Genomic DNA, 18978 nt, shown 5'->3' with positions numbered 1-18978 from the left:
AAACCCGTTCGTTTGGGGTAGTGGGTTTTAAAAGGGGGAGGCATCATGGCTTCGTTTAAACACGCACCGCGCAGCATCATCACTGTTGTCATCGTGACAATCATCGCGCTGGCATTCGGATGGTTCGCCGGTTCAGCCGGAACACAGTGGAACGGTCTGCCGGTGTTTTTTATCTGCACGCTGATCGCGTTTCTGGTGAACTGGGGCGTGTTCATCCCTTCCGCAATTGCCAAATCGGAACGCTTTTTCGATCTCGTTGGGGCAATCACCTATCTCTCGATGCTGGCCGCCGCCTGCATTCTGTCTGCCCCGCTCGACCCCCGCTCTGTCATTGTCGCGGCGATGGTCGCAATCTGGTGCACCCGGCTCGGCACATTTCTGTTCAAGCGGATCAGCGACGCAGGTGACGACAAGCGGTTCGACAAGATCCGCGGCAATCCCCCGCGGTTTTTGGTCGCGTGGACTCTGCAGGCCCTGTGGTGCATCCTGACAGCCGCAGCTGCCCTCGCCGTAATCACTTCGACCGAGCGGGTGGCGTTGGACTGGTTCTTCTGGATTGGCGGCCTGATTTGGCTGTTCGGTTTCGCTTTTGAGGTCATCGCTGACCGTCAGAAAAGCGCGTTCAAGAAAGACCCTGCCAACGAAGGAGACTTCATCGACTGCGGGCTGTGGGCCTGGTCGCAGCACCCCAATTACTTTGGCGAGATTGTCTTGTGGGGAGGAATTCTGGTGATGGCCATTCCCGTGCTTTCCGGCTGGTCATGGCTCGCCGTCATCTCGCCCTTCTTCGTTGCGTTTCTGCTTACCAAGGTCAGCGGCATTCCGATGCTGGACGAGGCAGCTGAGAAACGCTGGGGCGATGACCCGGCCTATCAGGCCTACCGCAAGAATACGCCTGTGTTGATCCCCCGCCCGCCGAAATCGTAACCGGCGCATTTCTCTGGACTCAGACCTAGCTCGATTGTGCCATCCGCACAGGCTTGGTTCTGATCTAGAGAGATAGCTTCAGGCCCGGTGATCAAGTTACGTTTCGACGCACACAGCCGGGCAGCGGCGCATATCTGCAAACTGCCCGCAATATGCGGCACCCTGGTATGGCCAAGTCGGCATGGGAAGATATCTGGGCCAAAGCATTGCAGCCTTGATGGACTGTCAGGCAACCCTCAGGTTGGGCCGCCCGAAATTCTAGCCTTGCTTGATCGCTTCCAGCGCAGTGCCCACGGCCAGCCATTTCTCCTCGGCGTCAGCCAGGCTGTCGCCGGCTTTGGCACGCGCCGTAAGCAGTTCCTGCATGTTCGCGCCGGACGGCCCTTCCGGGGCGGTGCTGCATTCACCGATCAGTCGATCGAACTCTTCCACTTGAAGAGTCAGTCGCGAAACCTCCTCTTCAACCTTTGTCAGTTGCGCTTTCGCTTCGCGAACTTTCGCACTTGCGCCTGCGCCGCTCGCGCCGCGTGATTTGCTGGACGAACTATCCCGGTCACGCTTGGGCTGCTTTCGGCCCAGAACGAAGTCGATGTAATCCTCCATGCTCCCGCTATATTCGCGTGCAGTTCCGTCGTCGACGAGAACCAGCCGATCTGCGGTCAATTCGACCATGTGCCGATCATGGCTGATAAGAATGACGGCACCGGAATAGTCATTCAGCGCCTGAATCAGCGCCTCACGCGCATCGACATCCAGGTGGTTGGTTGGTTCATCGAGGATCAGCAAATGCGGTGCATCGCGCGTGATCAGCGCCAGTGCCAGCCTAGCGCGTTCTCCGCCCGACAACTTGTCTACGCGCGTCTGGGCACGCGCGCCTGCGAAGCCGAAGCGGCCAAGTTGTGCGCGGATAGCACCTTGGGCCATGCCTTCCATCGCACGGTTCATAAGGTCCAGCGGTGTTTCCTCGCCCGCCAGTTCTTCGACCTGATATTGGGTGAAATATCCGACCTTCAGCCGCCCAGGCGCATTCATTTCGCCCTCGGCTGGTGCCAGTTGCGAGGCCAGCAGACGTGCCAGCGTCGTCTTTCCGTTTCCGTTTCGGCCAAGCAAAGCGATGCGATCATCCGCGTCGATGCGGAAATTCAGACGGCGCAGGATCGGCGGCGCTTCTCCGTATCCGACGGCGGCCTGTTCAAGCGTAATCATTGGTGAACGAAGCTCTGCCGGGTCAGGAAAGTCGAAGCTGAGCGTCGGATCTTCCATCATCGCTGCAATCGGCTGCATCCGCGCAAGCATCTTGGCACGTGATTGTGCCTGTTTGGCTGTGGATGCACGCGCGCTGTTCCGCGCAACATAGTCCTGCAAACGCGCGCGTTGCGCATCTTGCGATGCCTTCGCCGCGGCTAATTGAGATGCGCGTTCGGCCCGCTGCTTTTCAAATGCATCGTAACCGCCTGGATACAGCGTCAGTTGGCCGCCCTGCAAATGCAGGATGTGATCGACCACCTTGTTAAGCAAATCGCGCTCGTGGCTGATTACCACCAGGGTCGCGGGATAGGATTTGAGGAAGCTTTCAAGCCAAAGCGTCGCTTCCAGATCAAGGTGGTTGGACGGTTCGTCCAGCAGCAGGATATCGGGCTCAGAAAAGAGCAATGCGCCAAGCGCAACGCGCATTTTCCAGCCACCGGAGAAGCGGTCCACCGGGGTGCGCTGCATCTCTTCATCGAAGCCTAGCCCCTTGAGGATCTTGGCTGCACGGGACGGCGCGCTGTAGGCATCAATCGCCAGCAATCGGTCATGCACATCGCCCATGCGGTCCATGTCCGTGCAGGTCTCCAGTTCCTCCAGCAATTGCGCACGCTCGGTTGCGGAGGCAAGCACCACGTCTTCCGGAGTCATCGCGCCGCTGGGCGCTTCCTGAGCGATGTAGCCGATCTTCGCGCGTGAAGGCTTGCTGATTTCGCCTGCATCAGGATCGATTTCTCCGATCAGTGCTTTCATGAGGGTGGACTTGCCCGCACCATTGCGCCCGATCAAACCGACGCGCGCGCCGACAGGCACCGTCGCACTGGCGCCTTCAAGAATGGCCCGGCCGCCAAGCCGTACTGTGACACCGTCGATGGTAAGCATGCGCGGCCCCTAACAGCGAATTGGCTTCTGCCCAACGAAAAACCCGAACATCCAGCTTGCACCATGCGCCGGATCGGCTAGCGCGGACGAATGGAAATGCAAGATTTGCTGCAACGCTATTTCGGAACACGCGATCTGGCCGAAGTCGATCCTGTCGCAGTGCCCGCGGGGACCGACCGCATCAAGGTCGATTTTGGGCTGGAACGCGACCGCGGCCGACGCTTCGCATTGTGGACCTTGCTCTATATGCTGGACGCATCCCCTGATCTGGATGTCGCGTTCGAAGATCCGGCCGACCGTGAGGCAGCGCGCAATCTGATGGATTTGCTGGCTGTTGCAACACCGGACTGACACGGCACCCGCAAAAACTTTGGCGTCCCAAGTCTGATCAGATTTAAGGAATTCTGCCGCTCGATCCATTCCTCTGCCGGAGGTGAACGCTGGATAAGCGGACGCGCCTCGATTGCCTCCGCGATAGCTTTGCTTTGACAACACCCACTTGGGCAATGTCGCGAATTGATATCCATGCCCAACGGTGCAATTACGCACCGATGGAATGGAGCGATTATAAACTCGTTCTTACGGTGGCACGTGAGAAATCAATCCGTGGGGCCGCGCGGCACCTGGGCGTCAATCATGCGACAGTTTCAAGAAAATTGGGGCAGCTAAACAATGGGCCTGCAGGACCGCTTCTTCATCGCTCACCGACGGGATTTTGGCCGACCAAGGTCGGTCAGAGCGTGGTCGAAGCGGCCGAAAAGATGGAGCAAGTCAGCGACGAGGCGGTGCGCAGGCAACGTGCGGCCGAGCAGTCGCTATCAGGCCCGCTTTCCATCTCTGTTCCCCCTCTCATTTTGCAGCATTTGTTGATTGAGGATTTGGCGAGATTTGGTGAGCAGCATCCCGAGATCGAACTGACGGTCGATTCAACCGACAGGTTCGTGGATCTCGACCGGGCAGAAGCCGATGTGGTGCTGAGGGGGTCGGACAGCCCGCCTGACCATTGGGTCGGACGGCGGCTATTCCCTTACTCGCTCTCGCTCTACGCGCATAAGGATTACCTCGCCAATGTGAATGCTCGCGACTTGCGCTGGATTGCTCCGCCTGACGGGGATCCGCGCTGGCAATCCTGGCTTGAGGAATCGCCCTACCCGGCTGCCTCAATCAGCATGAGAATAACGACGATTGCGGGCCGCTTTATGGCGCTTAAACAAGGGCTGGGGATGGGCCGGGCGGCCTGCTTCATGGCTGACAATGACCCCGATCTTGTAAGACTGCCCGGCGCCCCCGTGATTGAGGTCGAGACCTTATGGCTGCTTTGTCATCCAGATTTCGCGGGCACTTCGCGGGCGAAGGCGGCGCTGGCCTATTTCTCGAATGTCATGAGCAAGTATCGCCCCTTGCTGCAGGGAGAGCGGTGCTAAGGCTTTGAAGCAAGGGGGATAGGATAGCTCTGCTCAAAGGGAGGGACGAAGGCGGTAGAAGGATAAATCAGTCGTCCCAGATCCGGCCAGATGCCGGACCGCCTTGTATGTATCCGACTGCAATAGACGGCTCGCCCCTTCCGCGTCATCCCACTCGATAAAGGTCAATTGGTCAGGCGATTTGGAGTTCGACAGGGATTCAAGGTTGGGATCGAACAGTTTCAAGATAAACTTGCCCCCCTGTTTGGCCACCTCGCCTTCGAGCCTGGCGAGATACTCATCATAGTCAGCTGCATTGTCCGGATCAGTGTATGCTATGGCCAAGGTGTAGAATTTGTCGCTCCTCAATGTAAGGGAGAGACCTTCCGCCTGAACGTCGCGATAATAGCGGATATCGTTCCAAATGGAGCGCCGCAGCTCGCTATATTCGGGCCAACGCGGATCGTTTTCAAAGCGGTTGAACGCTTCCTGGCTTGGCCAACTGGTCAAGAGAAAGCCTTGCGGCTTGAAGGTTCCAAAACTGGGGCCATCAACCAGCAAGGCGCCGTGGCGAGTGAAGCCGTTTTCAACTGCGATCGGGATGGCGGAACTCTGGAAGACAGCTCGCGCCTGCATGGCTTCGTCCGTCCTCATGTAGTCGAAGCCAATAACCGAGAAAAGCGCGTTGGCGGGCAAGTTGATGTTCACGCTCTTTGGCTCGTCCTGCGCGGCGGAAGCTACCTCCTGGGAAGGGGTGGCACTCTCTTGAGCCTGCAGCGTGGAGCATCCTGCGGTCAGGGCGATCACACCTGATGTCATGAGCAATGTGAATATGGAACTAGGGCTGTGCATTTCGAACTCCTTTAAAAGGTAAGCCCCATTCCTATCCCAGACCCGATCTCACGTGGTGGATCAATTTGGCGGGCACGTGGTTAGATTTTGCACCACCTCAGGGCGGCAATGATCGAAGCTACCGACTGGTGGTGGCAATGCGCACAGTTCAGAATTCATTCTATACGACGACACGGAAAAGCTGCCGTTTGCCCCCGACGCGCGGGAGCGGACCTTCGGAATATCACCTAGTTGCAGATAGAACCATTTCGCTATCTCGTGATTGAAGGAGAGTTCTATGTCATCACCACGCGAAGCGGTCGGCGTATTCGAGAGCGCCGATGACCTACAGGAAGCAATCGACGAACTGCTCAGCAATGGCTTTAACCGGGCGGAGCTCAGTCTTCTAGCTAGTGAGGATGCCGTCACGAGGGAACTGGGGCATACTTACAAAAAGGCGAGCGAGCTGGAGGATGATCCGGCAGCACCGCGCGCTGCCTATGTATCAACTGAAGCAATCGGTGATGCCGAAGGCGCGCTGATCGGCACGCCGCTTTATATCGCTGCGCTCTTGGCAACGGCAGTCGTTGTTGTGTCGGGAGGCACGCTTGCCGCAGCCATTGCGGGTGCCACGGTTGCCGGAGGCACTGGTGCTGCGATAGGTGCAATTCTTGCCCAACTTGTCGGCAAACAACATGCACAGCGCATCGAAGAACAACTCGTCCATGGCGGACTGTTGCTATGGGTACGCACATGGAACACCGACAATGAGCGCAGCGCCTGCGACATCCTCAAAAAGCATTCCGGTCAGGACGTACACGTACACATCCTAGGGGAATAAGAACCTCCCGCGTGCTGCTTCAGAGCATTGCGCAGGAATTTCAACGCCGGCTTTTTGTCCATTTTCTTAGTGACATAGCTTTCGAGAAACTCGCCTTCTTGATCCACTGCGCGCCACAAATAGTGCGTCTCGCCGTTGATCTTCACAAACACCTCATCGAGGTGCCAGCGCCAATGACGAAAACCCTTCATCCGGCTCACTCGCTGTCGCCGGATATCCGCAGCGAACATCGGTCCAAAGCGATTCCACCACAGCCGCACGGTCTCGTGGCAAACGTCAATTCCACGCTCGAACAGCAAATCCTCGACGTTCCTAAGCGATAGCGGGAAGCGGACGTACATCATCACGACCAAGCGGATAATCTCCGGCGATGAGTTGAAATAGCGGAACGGATTGGCTGATTTCTTACGTCTGAGCATCGGCCTGCCCTACCCAATTAGCGCCGATTTTCAATCAGGTGCATTTGCTTTGACAGCACCTGTGCCGTCACTGAAATTCTGATTGAGCTCGTTAATCATGCAGGTTCAAGACTGACAAAATGAGTCTTGAACGTTAACCTCGCAATACTCTTTCCAATTCTGACAATCCAACTCAGAGCCACGATCTTCGCAGCGATACTTGTGACATATAGGAGAATCTGAGCAAGAAATACGAACCAAATATCCAAAAGCAAAATACCCAAAGTTCAATATAGTGATCACAGCTCAAATTATTATAGATAGCTTTTTGAAGCTTTTCACCATTTCTTCCTTTTAAAACCTCTTGATATCAATGCCGCCGGGCCAGTTTGCGGCTTTTATCTCTGGCTATTATTAAGGATGCCAGCAACATGAGAATCCCGGGGACAGTATATTTAATTCCCTGCTGAATTCAGCACTTTCGGTTTTGGGCCGCGTTTGCGGGGTTGCAGGTGGCGGCCGGCTTGCGAGGTCTGGGCATGTAAATACCCTAGGCCAATTAACTCAGTTCTCAAGCAGGTGCATTTGCTCCGACAGTGCAGTAGCGAAGGCCAAGAAAGCTGATTGCGACTAGAAACGGTACTTCGCCTTCGTGATCGACCGCACGCCAAAGGTAATGCGCCTCCCCAACCGATCAGACGCATTTCGCTCGCCGGTGCATTTGCGCTGACAGAACCCTTTTTTGGATATTGGGAAATGTTGGCGTTAAGAGCTCAAATAGCAGCGCAGCCTGTCTTTCCCGATTCCCGCAAAACCTAACCAGGCTTAACCGCTCGAGGTCCGATTGCCATGGAACAGATCGCCGATCGAACGGGCGAAATGTGAGTCCATCGCGGCGCGGGCCAGTTCGGGATCCTGGTCGGCAATGGCCTGCGCGACTTCCTGATGGAGAACGAGGGTTTCCTGCCGCTCTTCAGTCGTGGCGCGTCCGGCCCAAGCCTTCGGGATCGCGACGATCATCATCTGTTCGAATGAACGCACGATCTGGAAGAACAACGGATTTCCGCTCGCCATCGCGATGGTCTGATGGAACGCGGTATCCGCGCGCGTCCGGGATTCTTCGTCACGGCTGTGCGCGAGCGCATGCGCGGCCGCCAGGATCGCATCCGCCTGCTCCTCGCTCCGGCTGAGTGCTGCGAGTTCGGCGGTTCGCAATTCCAATGTTCGGCGCACATCCCAGACATCGGCGAGCGAGACCTGCGCGGTGGAAACGGCGTGGCCGATCGAGGTCGCCATGACCGAACCGTCGATCGCCCCGACCCGCGCGCGGCGTCCATTCGCGACATCGATCACCTTCAATGCGGCCAGGGCATGGAACGCTTCGCGCATTACCGGTCGGCTCACGCCGAGTTCTGTCGCAAAGCTGCCTTCGCTCGGCAGCATGTCGCCGACCTTGAGGCTGTTCGTGCGGATGTGTTCGCGGACCGCTTGCGTGGCGGTTTCCACCAGCGACCCCTTGGGCGGACGGATGGCAATCTGGTTCAAGCGGCAATTCCTGTTCGGCGCATTTCTGACGGTGCCACTCCGAAGCGGCGGGTGAAGGCGCGGGTAAAACTCGCGTTGTTGAGATAGGAGCAACGATAGCCGACCGTCGCAACCGGAAGGTCGCTGGCGAGCAGGAGGCGGCGCGCTTCCTCGAGCCGTCGCTCGGCCAGTATCTCGGCAATCGAACTACCATAGAGCACACGGAAGCCGCGGACGAGCTTGTCGCGGTTCACGCCGACGCCGCGCGCGATTTCCGCGATGGTAATCTTCTCGTGCCAGCGCAGGTCGATCATGCGCCGCGCCTCGGCGATCCGGGCGATGTCCTTTTCACCAAAGGAACCGCCACCGACCAGCGGCAGGAGGGTGTTGTTTTCCAGGGCAACATGAATCTGGCAAAGCAGCTCGATACTGCGGGCGAGCCGGAGGGTATCGCGCGCTTCCTCTGCTCCTTCGCATTCGATGATCGACAGGGCCAGGCCCTTGAGGGCGTTGGGCAGATGCCAGCTCTCGTAGCCCGACGCTTGGAACGGGAAGAGACGGCGGCAGGCGGAGCGCGCCACGACGAAGACAAGCGGATACTCATCGATCCGGTCCAATGCACCGTCATGACGATAGGAGAGCGCCGGTGTCTCGTTCGCGGTGAAGCCGGCGAAAAGGAAGACCGCTGAACCAGCGGGCAGGCGCGTGGAAGGCGCCGCACCGTAACCGACCAGCGTGGTCATTTCATCGGATACGGTGACAACCTGTTTCATAGTCCAACCATCCTCCACACCCCTGCCTTGCTAATACCTATATTACAGGTTGGCAAGAGCTATCTTACAGGTTCAGGAACCCGCCGCATGGCCATAATGAACGCCAGGAACGATAGCGTGCTAACGCTTACCCCGACGATTGCCAGCGCTTCGGCGAGCATCGCTTCCCCGCCCAAAAAGGCGCTCACGCGGGTCACGATCCAAGGAGCGAGGCCGAAACCAATCAGGCCGGCGACCGCAATGAACGCGCCAATACACAGACCGCGAAGCTCGTTGGGAAGGAGAACGGTCAAAGCCACCGAGACGACAAGCCCGGTAACCGCTCCGCACAGGGACAGCACACCCAGCGCGACCGCGAAGCTGGTAACGCTCGGCATGAGCGGGAACAGGGCCGCAGGAATGCCCAGCCCCGCTGCGATGACGGCGCCGAGAATGATGCCCCCGCGAAGATTGCTCTTCTGACCAAGATCGGCCGAAATGCCGCCGAGCACGGCCCCTGCGATCCCCGCGCCGAACATCAGCGCGCCGACCCATCCGGCGAATTCCTGCGGACTGAGACCGAAGTCGCGCGACAGCACGGGCGCGACCCAAACCCCGGCAGCTACGTCGGCCATCACCACGGCTATCTGGCCTGCGAAAAGCGGGATCAGGAACGCTCGTCGGCTCCACAATTCGGTCGCAACGACACGGAACGGCGCATTCGTGCTCGCTTCCACTTCGCGCCGCATCGGCTCTCGCAATAGGAGCAACGGCAGGAGCAGCAGCGCACTTATCAGAGCGAGCAGCACGTGTGTGCTTCGCCAGGGCGCCATGTCGGCCAGCCAGCCAGGCGCCGAGTGATCCGAGAGCAGCCCAAAAAGCCACCCCGTGAGAGCAAAGCCGAGCGCAACACCCAGCGCCTTACCGAGATTGACGATCAACATCGCCTTTCCACGCTGGGCCGCCGCGCAGAAGTCCGCACACAGGGACAGGGCAGCGGTCAGAGACCCCGTCGATCCGATCCCCACCAACATCCGCGCAGCAGTCAGCCAACCCGCGCTGGGCGCAAATGCCGTGAGCAGGGTCCCAAGCGTCCACAGGGCGGCCAGTCCGATGGTCAGGCGGACGCGGTTGCGCCGATCGACCAAGATGCCGACCGGGATCGAGAAAAGCACCATGGGTACTGCGGCACCCAGGCCCTGGATAAGGGCAAGCGCGTCGTCGCTTAGATTGAGTTCGGCCTTGGCGCTTTCCTGGACCGTCCCGAAGCTGCCGAGCGCGGCGAAGGCCACGGTGGCCACCAGCGCCAGGAGCAGCAGCGGGATCAGCGTCGCCGCATCGGTGAGGCGACCTTGCACATCTGCCGGTTTGGCCAGACTTGCCATCAGAGCGAGAAAATCTTGCCGGGGTTCATCAGGTTCTCTGGATCGAGCGCCCGTTTAATTGTTCGCATTTCCTCGACCGCATCGCCGAGCTCGGCAACCAGCCATTCCTGCTTGCCAAGTCCTATCCCGTGCTCGCCGGTGCAGGTGCCTTCCATCGCCAGCGCCCGTTCGACCAGTCGCGCATTGATCGCCTCGACTTCGCGCATTTCTTCGGGCGCGTCGGGATCGATAGAGAAGACCACGTGGAAGTTGCCGTCGCCGACATGACCCAGAATCGTCGCGGGCATACTTGCAGTGGCGAGATCCTTGTGGGTTTCGGCAATGCATTCGGCCAGTCGGCTCATCGGTACGCACACATCGGTAGCCCATCCGATCGCGCCTTCGCGCAGGTTCACCGCCGCGTAATAGGCATCGTGCCGAGCGCGCCAGAGCTTGTTGCGTTCCTCCGGTCTGTTCGACCATGCAAATTCGCCGCCGCCATTCGTTTCCGCGATGGCTTTGACGGTCACGACCTGCTCGGCCACGTATGCCGGGCTGCCGTGGAATTCGAAGAAGAGCGTGGGCGCTTCGGGGTAATCGAGTTTCGACCAGCGGTTGACCGCCCTCATCTGCAGCGAATCGAGAATTTCCACTCTGGCGAGCGGAACCCCGCACTGGATGGACTGGACCACGGTATCGACAGCGCCGTCCAGCCCATCGAAACTGCATACCGCCGAAGAAATAGCCTCGGGTATCGGGTGCAGGCGCAAAGACAATTCCGTGATGATCCCCAGCGTGCCCTCGGCCCCGACATAGAGCCGGGTGAGGTCGTACCCGGCGGCCGATTTCCGGGCGCGCGTGGCAGTCCGGATTACATTACCCTGAGGCGTGACGACCTCGAGGCTCAGCACGGCGTCCTTCATGGTGCCGTAGCGGACCGCATTCGTCCCGCTGGCTCGGGTCGATGCCATGCCGCCCAGGGTTGCATTGGCACCGGGATCTATCGGGAAAAACAGGCCTTGGTCGCGAAGGTATTCGTTCAACTGCTCGCGCCGGACGCCGGGCTGAATCACGCAATCGAAGTCCTCGGCATTGACCGCGATAATCTTGTCCATGCGGGTCATGTCGAGCGACACGCCCCCGCGCAAGGCCGCCGCATTCCCCTCAATGGACGTGCCCGCCCCGAACGGCACGATGGGGACAAGAAATTCTGAGCAGATCCTGACCAGCGCGACGACATCCTCGCGCGAATGCGCGAACACCACCGCATCGGGCAGCATCGCGACGTAGTGGGATTCGCTTGAGCCGTGCTGCTCCCTCATGGCCTCCCCGGTCTGGAGCTGGTCGCCGAAGCGCTGCTCCAGCCGGTCGAGGAACCCCTGAGGCATGTCAACCCGCGCCTGCGACTGAGCCGGGATGGCCATCGGATCAGAACCGCAGGCTGGTGCGCACGCCGTAGCGGCGACCATCGCCTTGGATGCCCAAGTCAGAGGCGGGAAGACCCGCCAGGACGAGCGTGGTCCGTTCGATGTAGCTTTCCCAATAGTCTTCATTGAAGGCGTTGCTGATGAAGGCTGCGATCTCGAATGGACCGGTCCGGTATGTCGCCGAGGCGCCGACCAGCCAGTAGCTGTCCAGCAGCGTGGGTGTCATCTCGTTCAGCGTTGCAGCCAGACGGTCGCCCTTCCCGGTGACATTTGCGCTAAGCACGAATTCCCCGCTGCCCAGTTCGAAGGTGTAGTCGGTCGCCAGATTGGCGCTCCAGTCGGGCTGGAAAGTGAGCCGGTCGGACGACAGCGTCCTGCCGGTGGTCTCGGTATAGGCGCTAGCATCAGTCAGGCGGGCATGCATCAAGGTCACGCCGCCGCTGATCGACCAGGCCGGTACCGGGCGGAACTGGCCTTCCAGTTCCACGCCATAGCTCTCGACATCGCCCGAATTCAGGTCGACGGTCACCAGCCCGCCGCCTTCTGCCGGCGCGATCGAGTTGAGGCCGATGTAGTCGGTATAGTCGTTGTAGAAGACGGCCCCCGCCAGACTGCCGCGGCCGTCGGGCAGAGCGTATTTCGCCCCAAGCTCGTAGGTCCAGGCGCTGTCGCCACGGTAGGTTCTGGTCGGGGCGGTGGGAGCGTTAAATCCGCCCCCGCGATAGCCGCGTGCGACGGACGCGTAAGTCATGAAGTCCTCCGACCAGTTGCGCTTCAGCGTCAACTTGGGCTGGAACTCGTCCGATTTGATGCGGGCCTCTGGCAGGGGACCTCCGCTTTCGCCCAAGGGGCCAAGAGCTGTGATCACCGAACCGTTGGCAACACGATCTTCGTGATCGTAGCGCAGGCCCAGGGCGACCTCCCAGTCGATTGAGGGTTCCCAGAACACGGTACCGAACACGGCATAGGTATCCGCCCGGGTCTCGTTGGTGGTCGTGCGGACGATATCGAATGGCAGCCCGGAAAATGCCGGAAAGAGCGTTGTGATGTCGAGCGCGTCCGCTTCTTCCCGGCTGTAGAACAGGCCGAGCAAGGTCGAGACGCTGTCGGACCATTCGCTGTCGAGACGCAGTTCCGCCGTTTTCGTGCGCAGTTCGTCGCCCCCGGTCGCACGGGCAAAATCGCCTGGGCCGAAGTCGACATCGCCGTCGATATTGGTGTTGTCGCGCGCGTCATAGGCGCCGAGCAGTGTCAGCCTACTGCCGATCCCTTCCATCGGAACTGCGAGTCTGGCGTTGATACCACGGTATTCAAGATCGGTCCGGTTGAGGGTGTTGAAAGTGAGATCGCGCGAGTAATCCTGGGGTCCGTCGACCCGCGAGTACGGAATATTCACCGACTTGATCCAGTCGTAATATCCATTGACCGTCAGTTCCACCGTTCCCGGCGTGAAGTGGACGGTACCGTTGATCGAATCGCTGTTGTAGGGATTGCCATCGGCATCGAGGAGAATGTTGCGGGAAAAACCGTCTTGCTCCTGATGCGAGGCTGCAACGCGCACAGCCAGCAAGTCTTCGACGACCGGTCCGGACAGAGAACCGGCGACAATTAACTGGTCGTCGGGGCCGGCAAAGCTCCCGCTCACGCGGCCTTCAAAATCATTGCCGGGCTGGCGCGTAATAACGTTGATGGCACCGCCCAGCGTGTTCTTGCCGTATAGGGTACCCTGCGGCCCGCGGAGCACCTCGATCCGCTCGATGTCGAGCAGGGGGTTGTTGAGATAGGCGGTGTTTGGCCGGTAGATGCCGTCGACGAACAGGCCGACACCGGGCTGAACCGACGGAACCAGCGTCACCCCGACTCCGCGAATGGCAACGAAGGCGCGGCCCGCACCATCGCTGTTGATGTTCAGGCCTGGGGCGAGCACGGCCGCTTCACGGACGGAATTTATTCCCCGCGCGGCAAGGGTATCGCCATCGATCGCCGTGGCGGCGACAGGCACTTCGATCAGGGTTTCTTCGCGTTTGCGCGCGGTGACAACGATGAGGTTGCCCGAATTTTCCTGTGCGTTGGTGACCGGATCGTCGGTTACCTCGCCCCGGCCGGGACTGGCATCATCCTTTAGCGTTACCTGCGCAGTCGCAGCACTGGCGGCAAGCGCCATCCCGGCGACACTCGACAAAGATGCAATACGGAAAATTTTCATGCTCATAGCCTCTCCCTGCGGAGCATTTGCCCCGTCCAGTCAACCTATAATACAGCTGATCAACCTGTAAGAAAGGTTCGAGGTTGTGCCGATCGTCAGAGAGGCTTTGCCGCGTTTATCCGGGTGGCGATAGCTCATCCGATCGGCGATAACCCTTCCCGCAGGCTACCAGCAGGTATAGCCACCGTCTGCTAGCACGATCGAACCGGTCATCAGGCTCGACATGTCGGACGCCAGGAACAGCACCACCGCTGCCACTTCCTCCGGCTCTCCCAGCCGACCTTGGGGCGTTCCGTCGATCCATCGCTGGTACATTTCTCCTTCGCGGTCGGCAAAGGCGTTCAGCGGCGTGGCGATGTAGGTCGGCGCCACCGCATTGACGCGCACGCCCCGATCCGCCCATTCTGCGGCCAGGCTTTTGGTCAACTGATGCACGGCCGCTTTCGAAGCGTTGTAATAGCTCTGGGCCTGCGGTCGGTTGACGATGAAGCCGCTCATCGAACCCACGTTGACGATCACGCCGCCACCGGCGCCCAGCATATGCCGTCCGAAAGCGCGCGCGCACCAGAACGTACCGTTGAGGTTCACGTCAATCACGTTAAGCCAATGCTCGTCCTGGACGTTTTCTGCAGGCGTTTCGCTGCGCGCGATCCCTGCATTGTTCACCAGAATATCGACGCGGCTCTCGCGCGCGATCAATGTTTTCACCGCATCGTCGACCTGAGCAGAAGATGTCACGTCGAGCAGGAGCGAAGCGCAGTCGATACCCTGTTCGGCCAGAGCAGCTTGTCCCGAATCGAGTGCGGCAGGGTCGCGGTCGGCAAGGATTACCCGCGCCCCGGCCTCGCCCAGTGCATGGGCGCTGGCGAGGCCGATGCCTTGCGCGCCGCCGGTTACGACCGCGACCCGGCCATCGAGCCGCAGTTTTTCAAGGTACATTTCAGCAACTCCTAATCGGGCAGATAGTCGGCCGCGGGCATGCGAGGTTCAATGCGCGTTTTGCTTGCGGCAAGCTGGTAAACGGGCAGATCGCCATTGGCAGGCTCCCACGGAAGGGCGCCTTCGCGGGCGAAATCGACCCACAAGCCGTGAATCCGATCTGCCAGTTCCGATGGAGGCGCTTCACCGGCAATACCCCGCGGCCCACTGACGGATTCGAGTGTCTTGAAAACGAAAGGAAGTTCGATGCCATGACATGCGCCGAGTTCCCCTTCGCAGGCGGTCGAACGCCAATCCATTTCGTAGACCCAGCTGCGTCCCCGATGCGCTTTTGCGAACTGGCGAGCGGGCCAGCGGAAGACCAGATCGCTCATCGCCCGCGTCATCGCTTCGCCTGGCCGGGCCCCTTTCTGGCCGAGACCATAGGCCTTCAGGACCTGACGCGAACGGGGCTGCGAGCGGGACAGCAGCCACCAGGCCACAAGGCCGGGGATCTTCCTGTGCACGCCCGTCGGTACGAAATAGAGATTCATTTCCTCAGCATTCGAACCGATCAGGATGTCGATATCCTTCCCGGCCCCTTTGCGCAGAGCCTCAATCGGTTTTTCCGGCAGGACGTCGTCGCCGTAGACCGGAATGAACCGGCTGATGCCGTACACGGGCTCGAAACCCTCAGGATCGCGCAGATCGACTGCCGTCGGCTTGGAGACTTTCTCCAGCGCCTCCATGGCTGCATCGTGATCGACATTTGCGAAGCCGGCCGCGTCCGGAGTAATCCCCAGCAGTTTGGCAAGCTTGCGGACAAGACGCTGGCCAACGTCAATGTCCCGCACCATCGCGCCGTGGCCGCTCTGGATGATTGCGCGACGAAAAAGTCCCGTCGCGAGCGGCGAGGTGACCAAGTCGGCGAGAGCCATCGCCCCCGCGCTTTCGCCGAACACCGTCACGTTGCGAGGATCGCCTCCGAAAGCCTTCGCGTTTTCCTGCACCCAGCGAAGCGCGAAGAGAATGTCCCGCAGGCCGATATTCGTCGGCGCACCCGGCACCGGCAGGAACCCGTCGATCCCCAGGCGATAATTGATCGCGATGCACACCACGCCGGACTTGGCGAATTGCGTTCCGTCGCTGACCGGCGCATCCTTGCTTCCGACCACGAAGCCGCCGCCGTGAACCCAGACCATAATCGGAGCGTCTTGAGCGTTCTCCGGCATCCAGACATTGGCCAGCAGATAATCGCCATCGCTTCCGTCACTGCCGGAGCCGACCAAGGGAATGACATCCAGTTGGGGGACTTCACGGACACGATACGGCGCGCAAGATCCGGGTTGCGTCGCGTCTCTGATTTGCCGCCACGGAGTACGCGGTGCGGGCAATGCGAAGCGTTCGGGCGGATCCGCGTAAGGCACACCGAGAAAGGTGCACACACCACCCGCGCGCGCGCCTTTTAGTTGGCCGGTCGAGAGTTCGAGGACAGGTGGCTCTTCATTTCGCTGCATCGATCGGACATTGCAGCAATCGACAGCGTTCGTCAGGCAAAAAGGCTTTGCGGATTGGCAGATTGGCTTTGCCGATGGTGCTGTCAGTCTAATCGCAACTTGTCTCTGATTGGCGGAACTAGGCAAGGTCGCGCTGGGTTTAGGCAGCGAGAAACTGCCACTCAGCCAATGCGGCCGAGCGGCTAGCTTTGTAAGTTTGGCGGTCGGTGAGATGGCGTTCGGCGTTAAAGTGATTGTGGACGTTGGCGTGGACCAAACCAAATTTCTATAGGCTCTTCATCTGTCGAAAACGCAGCAGTGCCCGCTCTCGTCGTCGGATCGGTAAGTGCGAGTTCCCCCGCTCGGTTGTTTTTCCAGCGACCCACCTCTTGGAGTTCGAGGTTGCCGAGCTCTATCATCGCTGCCGGATAGGATTTAAGATCGTCGGTGACGACCTTTTCAGCGTTGCCATGATGCTTGAACGCCTTGTTGAGGAAGCGCAAAGCTGCGGCTTTGTCATGTTTTTTCGTGATATAGCTAACTTACAAGGCGCGCCGCTCAGTCGACTTGGCTGAGTGGCAGTTTCCTGTTGCCTGATTTCAGCGCGACCTTGCCATAGCTTCGCCAATCGGAGACAAGTTGCAGTTAGTCTGACAGCACCTTTTTGAGAGTTGTAGCATGTCTTTTTTCGCCAAATTTCTCCTTCTTGTGGGCGCGTTGATTTCCTTCGCTTCTAGCGCGGCGGCGCAATCGCTTAACACCGAAGCCGTTGACGCCATGGTGAAAGCCTATGGGCCATCAGACAGCCCTGGCATCAGCGTTGCCATCACGCGCAATGGCGAGTTGATCTACGAAGGGTGGACTGGTCAGGCTGACCTTGAACGCGCGGTGTCCATTTCACGCGAGACCCGTTTCCCTATCGCGTCAATCAGCAAGCAATTCACCGCCTTTGCGATTATGAAACTGGTAGACGAGGGCAAGCTGTCCCTAGATCAGGAAGTGCGCGATTTCTTCCCGAATATCCGTAAAAGCGGGGATGGAATTACAGTTCAGCACTTGCTCGATCACACAAGCGGGTTGCGCGAGATCAACACGATAACGCAGGTTCTAGGATTTTCGGAAGCCTCGCTGGTGCTTCCCGAAGCCGCATTAGCGATCATTCTGCGCCAAGAGGGGCGCAACTTTGATCCCGGCACGAACGAGGAATACAGCAACACGGGTTACCAATTGCTCGCGCATATCGTCGAACGTGTTTCAGGCATGCCGTTCGAAGAGTATCTGCGCTCGCAGGTCTTCGAACCGTTGGGCATGACGAAGAGCTTTGTTCAAAGAGATCCCGCGATCCTGACAGCCGACTTGGCGCTCAGCTACGACGCACGTCGCACTTCGATGTATAACTACCTGTATGTGTCGGGTATTATTGGCTCAAGCGGGATCGTTTCCAGTCCCAGCGATCTGGCAAAGTGGGGTCACGCCCTCAACACGGGCGGGGTCGGAAACCCCAGTATCATCACCGCGATGAACAAGCGCACCCTATTGGCCAATGGCAACACAGCTGTGGCGTCCAATGGCCAAGAGTTTCGCGAATTTCGAGGCCTTAAAACATGGTCGCATGGCGGAAGTTCGGGCGGATTTCGCAGCTTTCTATTGCGCATTCCGGACGAGAAAATAGCCATCGCAGTGATCGGCAATCGCAGCGATTTCAAGAAAGCGGCGTTCGCCTTTGACATGGCCGAGGCTTTGCTAGCCGACCGGCTGGCCCCAAAGGTCGAACAGGACATGTCTCCTGAAACCACGGCGACGCTCGATACCTATGTCGGCGACTATCAATTGTTTGCAGGACTGATCTTTTCGATCCGACGCGATGGTGATGACCTGACCTTTGGTGTCTTTGGCTCGGAAAACCCCGCTCCGCTACCTCGGATTTCCAAAGGCGTCTTCTTGGTTGATCCCGTGCGCGATCGCAGGGCTGAATTTCATACTTTCGAGAACGGGAAGGCTACCGAGCTACGCTGGCAAGTGAGCAAGGACGGTTTCATTCGTGCGCCCCGTGTTGCGATGCAGCCTACACCGAAAGCGCCCTCAAATCCTGAAGCCCACGTCGGAATCTACTACAGCGATGAACTGCAAATCGGGTTTGAGATATCCTCGTCTGAAGATGGTCAACTGTTCGTCTCCAGCAGCTTGCGCTCGCCGGTGCCATTGATCCCATTTCAGCCAGGAGTCCTGCGCGCAAATGGCAATTCCCCGCTGACCTTGTTAGATTTTGGCGTTGAAACCGACTCTCCCAAAGACCGTGTGGTAGTTTCGACTACTTTGGCTGAGAATTTCGTTTTCGAACGAATAAAGTAAGTGCTTCAATCCAATGGTGCTGTCAGTCTGGTGCTGCGAATTCCGGGGACAGTATATTTAATTTCCTGCTGCATTCAGCACTTTCGGTTTTGGGCCGCGTTTGCGGGGTTGCAGGCGGCGGCCGGTTTGCGTTTCTTGCCGCTTGATCCATTCTGCGGCGGCAAACGGTCGTCCGGTTCGCAGACGCGTTTCGATGACGTTTGCAACAGCTTCACCTTCAGCCGCCAATTCGCTCGCTTCCAGCCCTTGGCGCAGCATCTCCCGCCAGTTCCGGACCACGACCTTGAGCGCTTGCATGTCGGCAAGTGGGTCGAGCCGTGTGCGGCGTCCTTGCGCATGGTTCTTCGCGCTTGACCATGGCCAATCCTCCGGCGGGATAGCCCTGAGGATGAAATACGTCAATTAAGTA

The 18978-nt window shown here is 59.1% G+C and carries 15 protein-coding genes and 2 pseudogenes; 5 read left to right on the top strand and 12 right to left on the bottom strand.

The features are described 5' to 3' along the window. The first annotated feature begins 45 nt into the window (after positions 1-45). The gene (locus GRI43_RS01375; RefSeq protein ID WP_160729322.1) at positions 46-927 is read left to right on the top strand and encodes a DUF1295 domain-containing protein; all 882 of its coding nucleotides are present in this window, start codon (positions 46-48) and stop codon (positions 925-927) included. A 258-nt stretch (positions 928-1185) separates the two neighbouring features. On the opposite strand, the gene GRI43_RS01370 is transcribed toward GRI43_RS01375, so the two are convergent. After that, positions 1186-3057 carry an ABC-F family ATP-binding cassette domain-containing protein gene (locus tag GRI43_RS01370; protein ID WP_160729321.1) on the bottom strand — a complete coding sequence of 624 codons (1872 nt, stop codon included), beginning with the start codon at positions 3055-3057 and terminating at the stop codon, positions 1186-1188. A 90-nt stretch (positions 3058-3147) separates the two neighbouring features. On the opposite strand from GRI43_RS01370, the gene GRI43_RS01365 reads away from it, so the two are divergent. Further along, positions 3148-3408: a hypothetical protein gene (locus GRI43_RS01365; RefSeq protein WP_160729320.1), complete on the top strand. Its 261-nt coding sequence runs from the start codon at positions 3148-3150 to the stop codon at positions 3406-3408. A gap of 155 nt (positions 3409-3563) precedes the next feature. Next, a complete protein-coding gene (locus tag GRI43_RS01360) occupies positions 3564-4481 on the top strand; it encodes a LysR family transcriptional regulator (RefSeq protein ID WP_160729319.1) in 918 nt (305 codons plus the stop codon). Positions 4482-4514: 33 nt separating this feature from the next. Here the strand turns inward: GRI43_RS01360 and GRI43_RS01355 are convergent, their stop codons facing one another. Beyond that, entirely contained in the window at positions 4515-5312 is a 798-nt protein-coding gene (locus GRI43_RS01355) for a DUF1330 domain-containing protein (protein ID WP_160729318.1), read from the bottom strand. A 277-nt stretch (positions 5313-5589) separates the two neighbouring features. Here GRI43_RS01355 and GRI43_RS01350 point away from each other — a divergent pair, with 277 nt between their 5' ends. Further along, entirely contained in the window at positions 5590-6132 is a 543-nt protein-coding gene (locus tag GRI43_RS01350) for a hypothetical protein (protein ID WP_160729317.1), read from the top strand. A gap of 11 nt (positions 6133-6143) precedes the next feature. Here the strand turns inward: GRI43_RS01350 and GRI43_RS01345 are convergent. The 9 genes and pseudogenes from GRI43_RS01345 to GRI43_RS01305 all read right to left on the bottom strand — a co-directional run. Next, positions 6144-6551, bottom strand: a pseudogene (locus tag GRI43_RS01345) (IS6 family transposase); the annotation flags it as partial. Between the two features lie 804 nt (positions 6552-7355). Beyond that, positions 7356-8075: a FadR/GntR family transcriptional regulator gene (locus GRI43_RS01340; protein WP_235903562.1), complete on the bottom strand. Its 720-nt coding sequence runs from the start codon at positions 8073-8075 to the stop codon at positions 7356-7358. Further along, entirely contained in the window at positions 8072-8827 is a 756-nt protein-coding gene (locus GRI43_RS01335) for a helix-turn-helix transcriptional regulator (protein WP_160729316.1), read from the bottom strand. Before GRI43_RS01335 ends, GRI43_RS01340 begins: the two co-directional genes overlap by 4 nt. Positions 8828-8886: 59 nt before the next feature. Continuing rightward, entirely contained in the window at positions 8887-10191 is a 1305-nt protein-coding gene (locus tag GRI43_RS01330) for an MFS transporter (protein WP_160729315.1), read from the bottom strand. After that, entirely contained in the window at positions 10191-11558 is a 1368-nt protein-coding gene (locus GRI43_RS01325; RefSeq protein ID WP_235903561.1) for an FAD-linked oxidase C-terminal domain-containing protein, read from the bottom strand. The genes GRI43_RS01330 and GRI43_RS01325 overlap by 1 nt, the downstream gene beginning before the upstream one ends. 40 nt (positions 11559-11598) lie before the next feature. Beyond that, a complete protein-coding gene (locus GRI43_RS01320) occupies positions 11599-13809 on the bottom strand; it encodes a TonB-dependent receptor (protein ID WP_160729313.1) in 2211 nt (736 codons plus the stop codon). Positions 13810-13968: 159 nt separating this feature from the next. Continuing rightward, positions 13969-14742, bottom strand: a complete 774-nt coding sequence (locus GRI43_RS01315) for an SDR family NAD(P)-dependent oxidoreductase (RefSeq protein ID WP_160729312.1) — start codon at positions 14740-14742, stop codon at positions 13969-13971. Positions 14743-14753: 11 nt separating this feature from the next. Next, positions 14754-16238 (bottom strand): carboxylesterase/lipase family protein, encoded by a 1485-nt coding sequence (locus tag GRI43_RS01310; protein ID WP_160729311.1) that lies wholly within the window; start codon positions 16236-16238, stop codon positions 14754-14756. A gap of 139 nt (positions 16239-16377) precedes the next feature. Continuing rightward, positions 16378-16756, bottom strand: a pseudogene (locus GRI43_RS01305) (DDE-type integrase/transposase/recombinase); the annotation flags it as partial. 139 nt (positions 16757-16895) lie between these two features. Here GRI43_RS01305 and GRI43_RS01300 point away from each other — a divergent pair. Further along, a complete protein-coding gene (locus tag GRI43_RS01300; protein ID WP_160729309.1) occupies positions 16896-18569 on the top strand; it encodes a serine hydrolase in 1674 nt (557 codons plus the stop codon). Positions 18570-18626: 57 nt separating this feature from the next. Here the strand turns inward: GRI43_RS01300 and GRI43_RS01295 are convergent, their stop codons facing one another. Continuing rightward, the gene (locus GRI43_RS01295) at positions 18627-18971 is read right to left on the bottom strand and encodes a hypothetical protein (protein ID WP_160729308.1); all 345 of its coding nucleotides are present in this window, start codon (positions 18969-18971) and stop codon (positions 18627-18629) included. Positions 18972-18978 lie beyond the last annotated feature (7 nt).

Source organism: Pontixanthobacter luteolus, from assembly GCF_009828095.1.
Taxonomy (GTDB): Bacteria; Pseudomonadota; Alphaproteobacteria; order Sphingomonadales; family Sphingomonadaceae; genus Pontixanthobacter; species Pontixanthobacter luteolus.
Note: the sequence above shows the minus strand (reverse complement) of the source record. Positions and strands in the feature narration are given on the sequence as shown.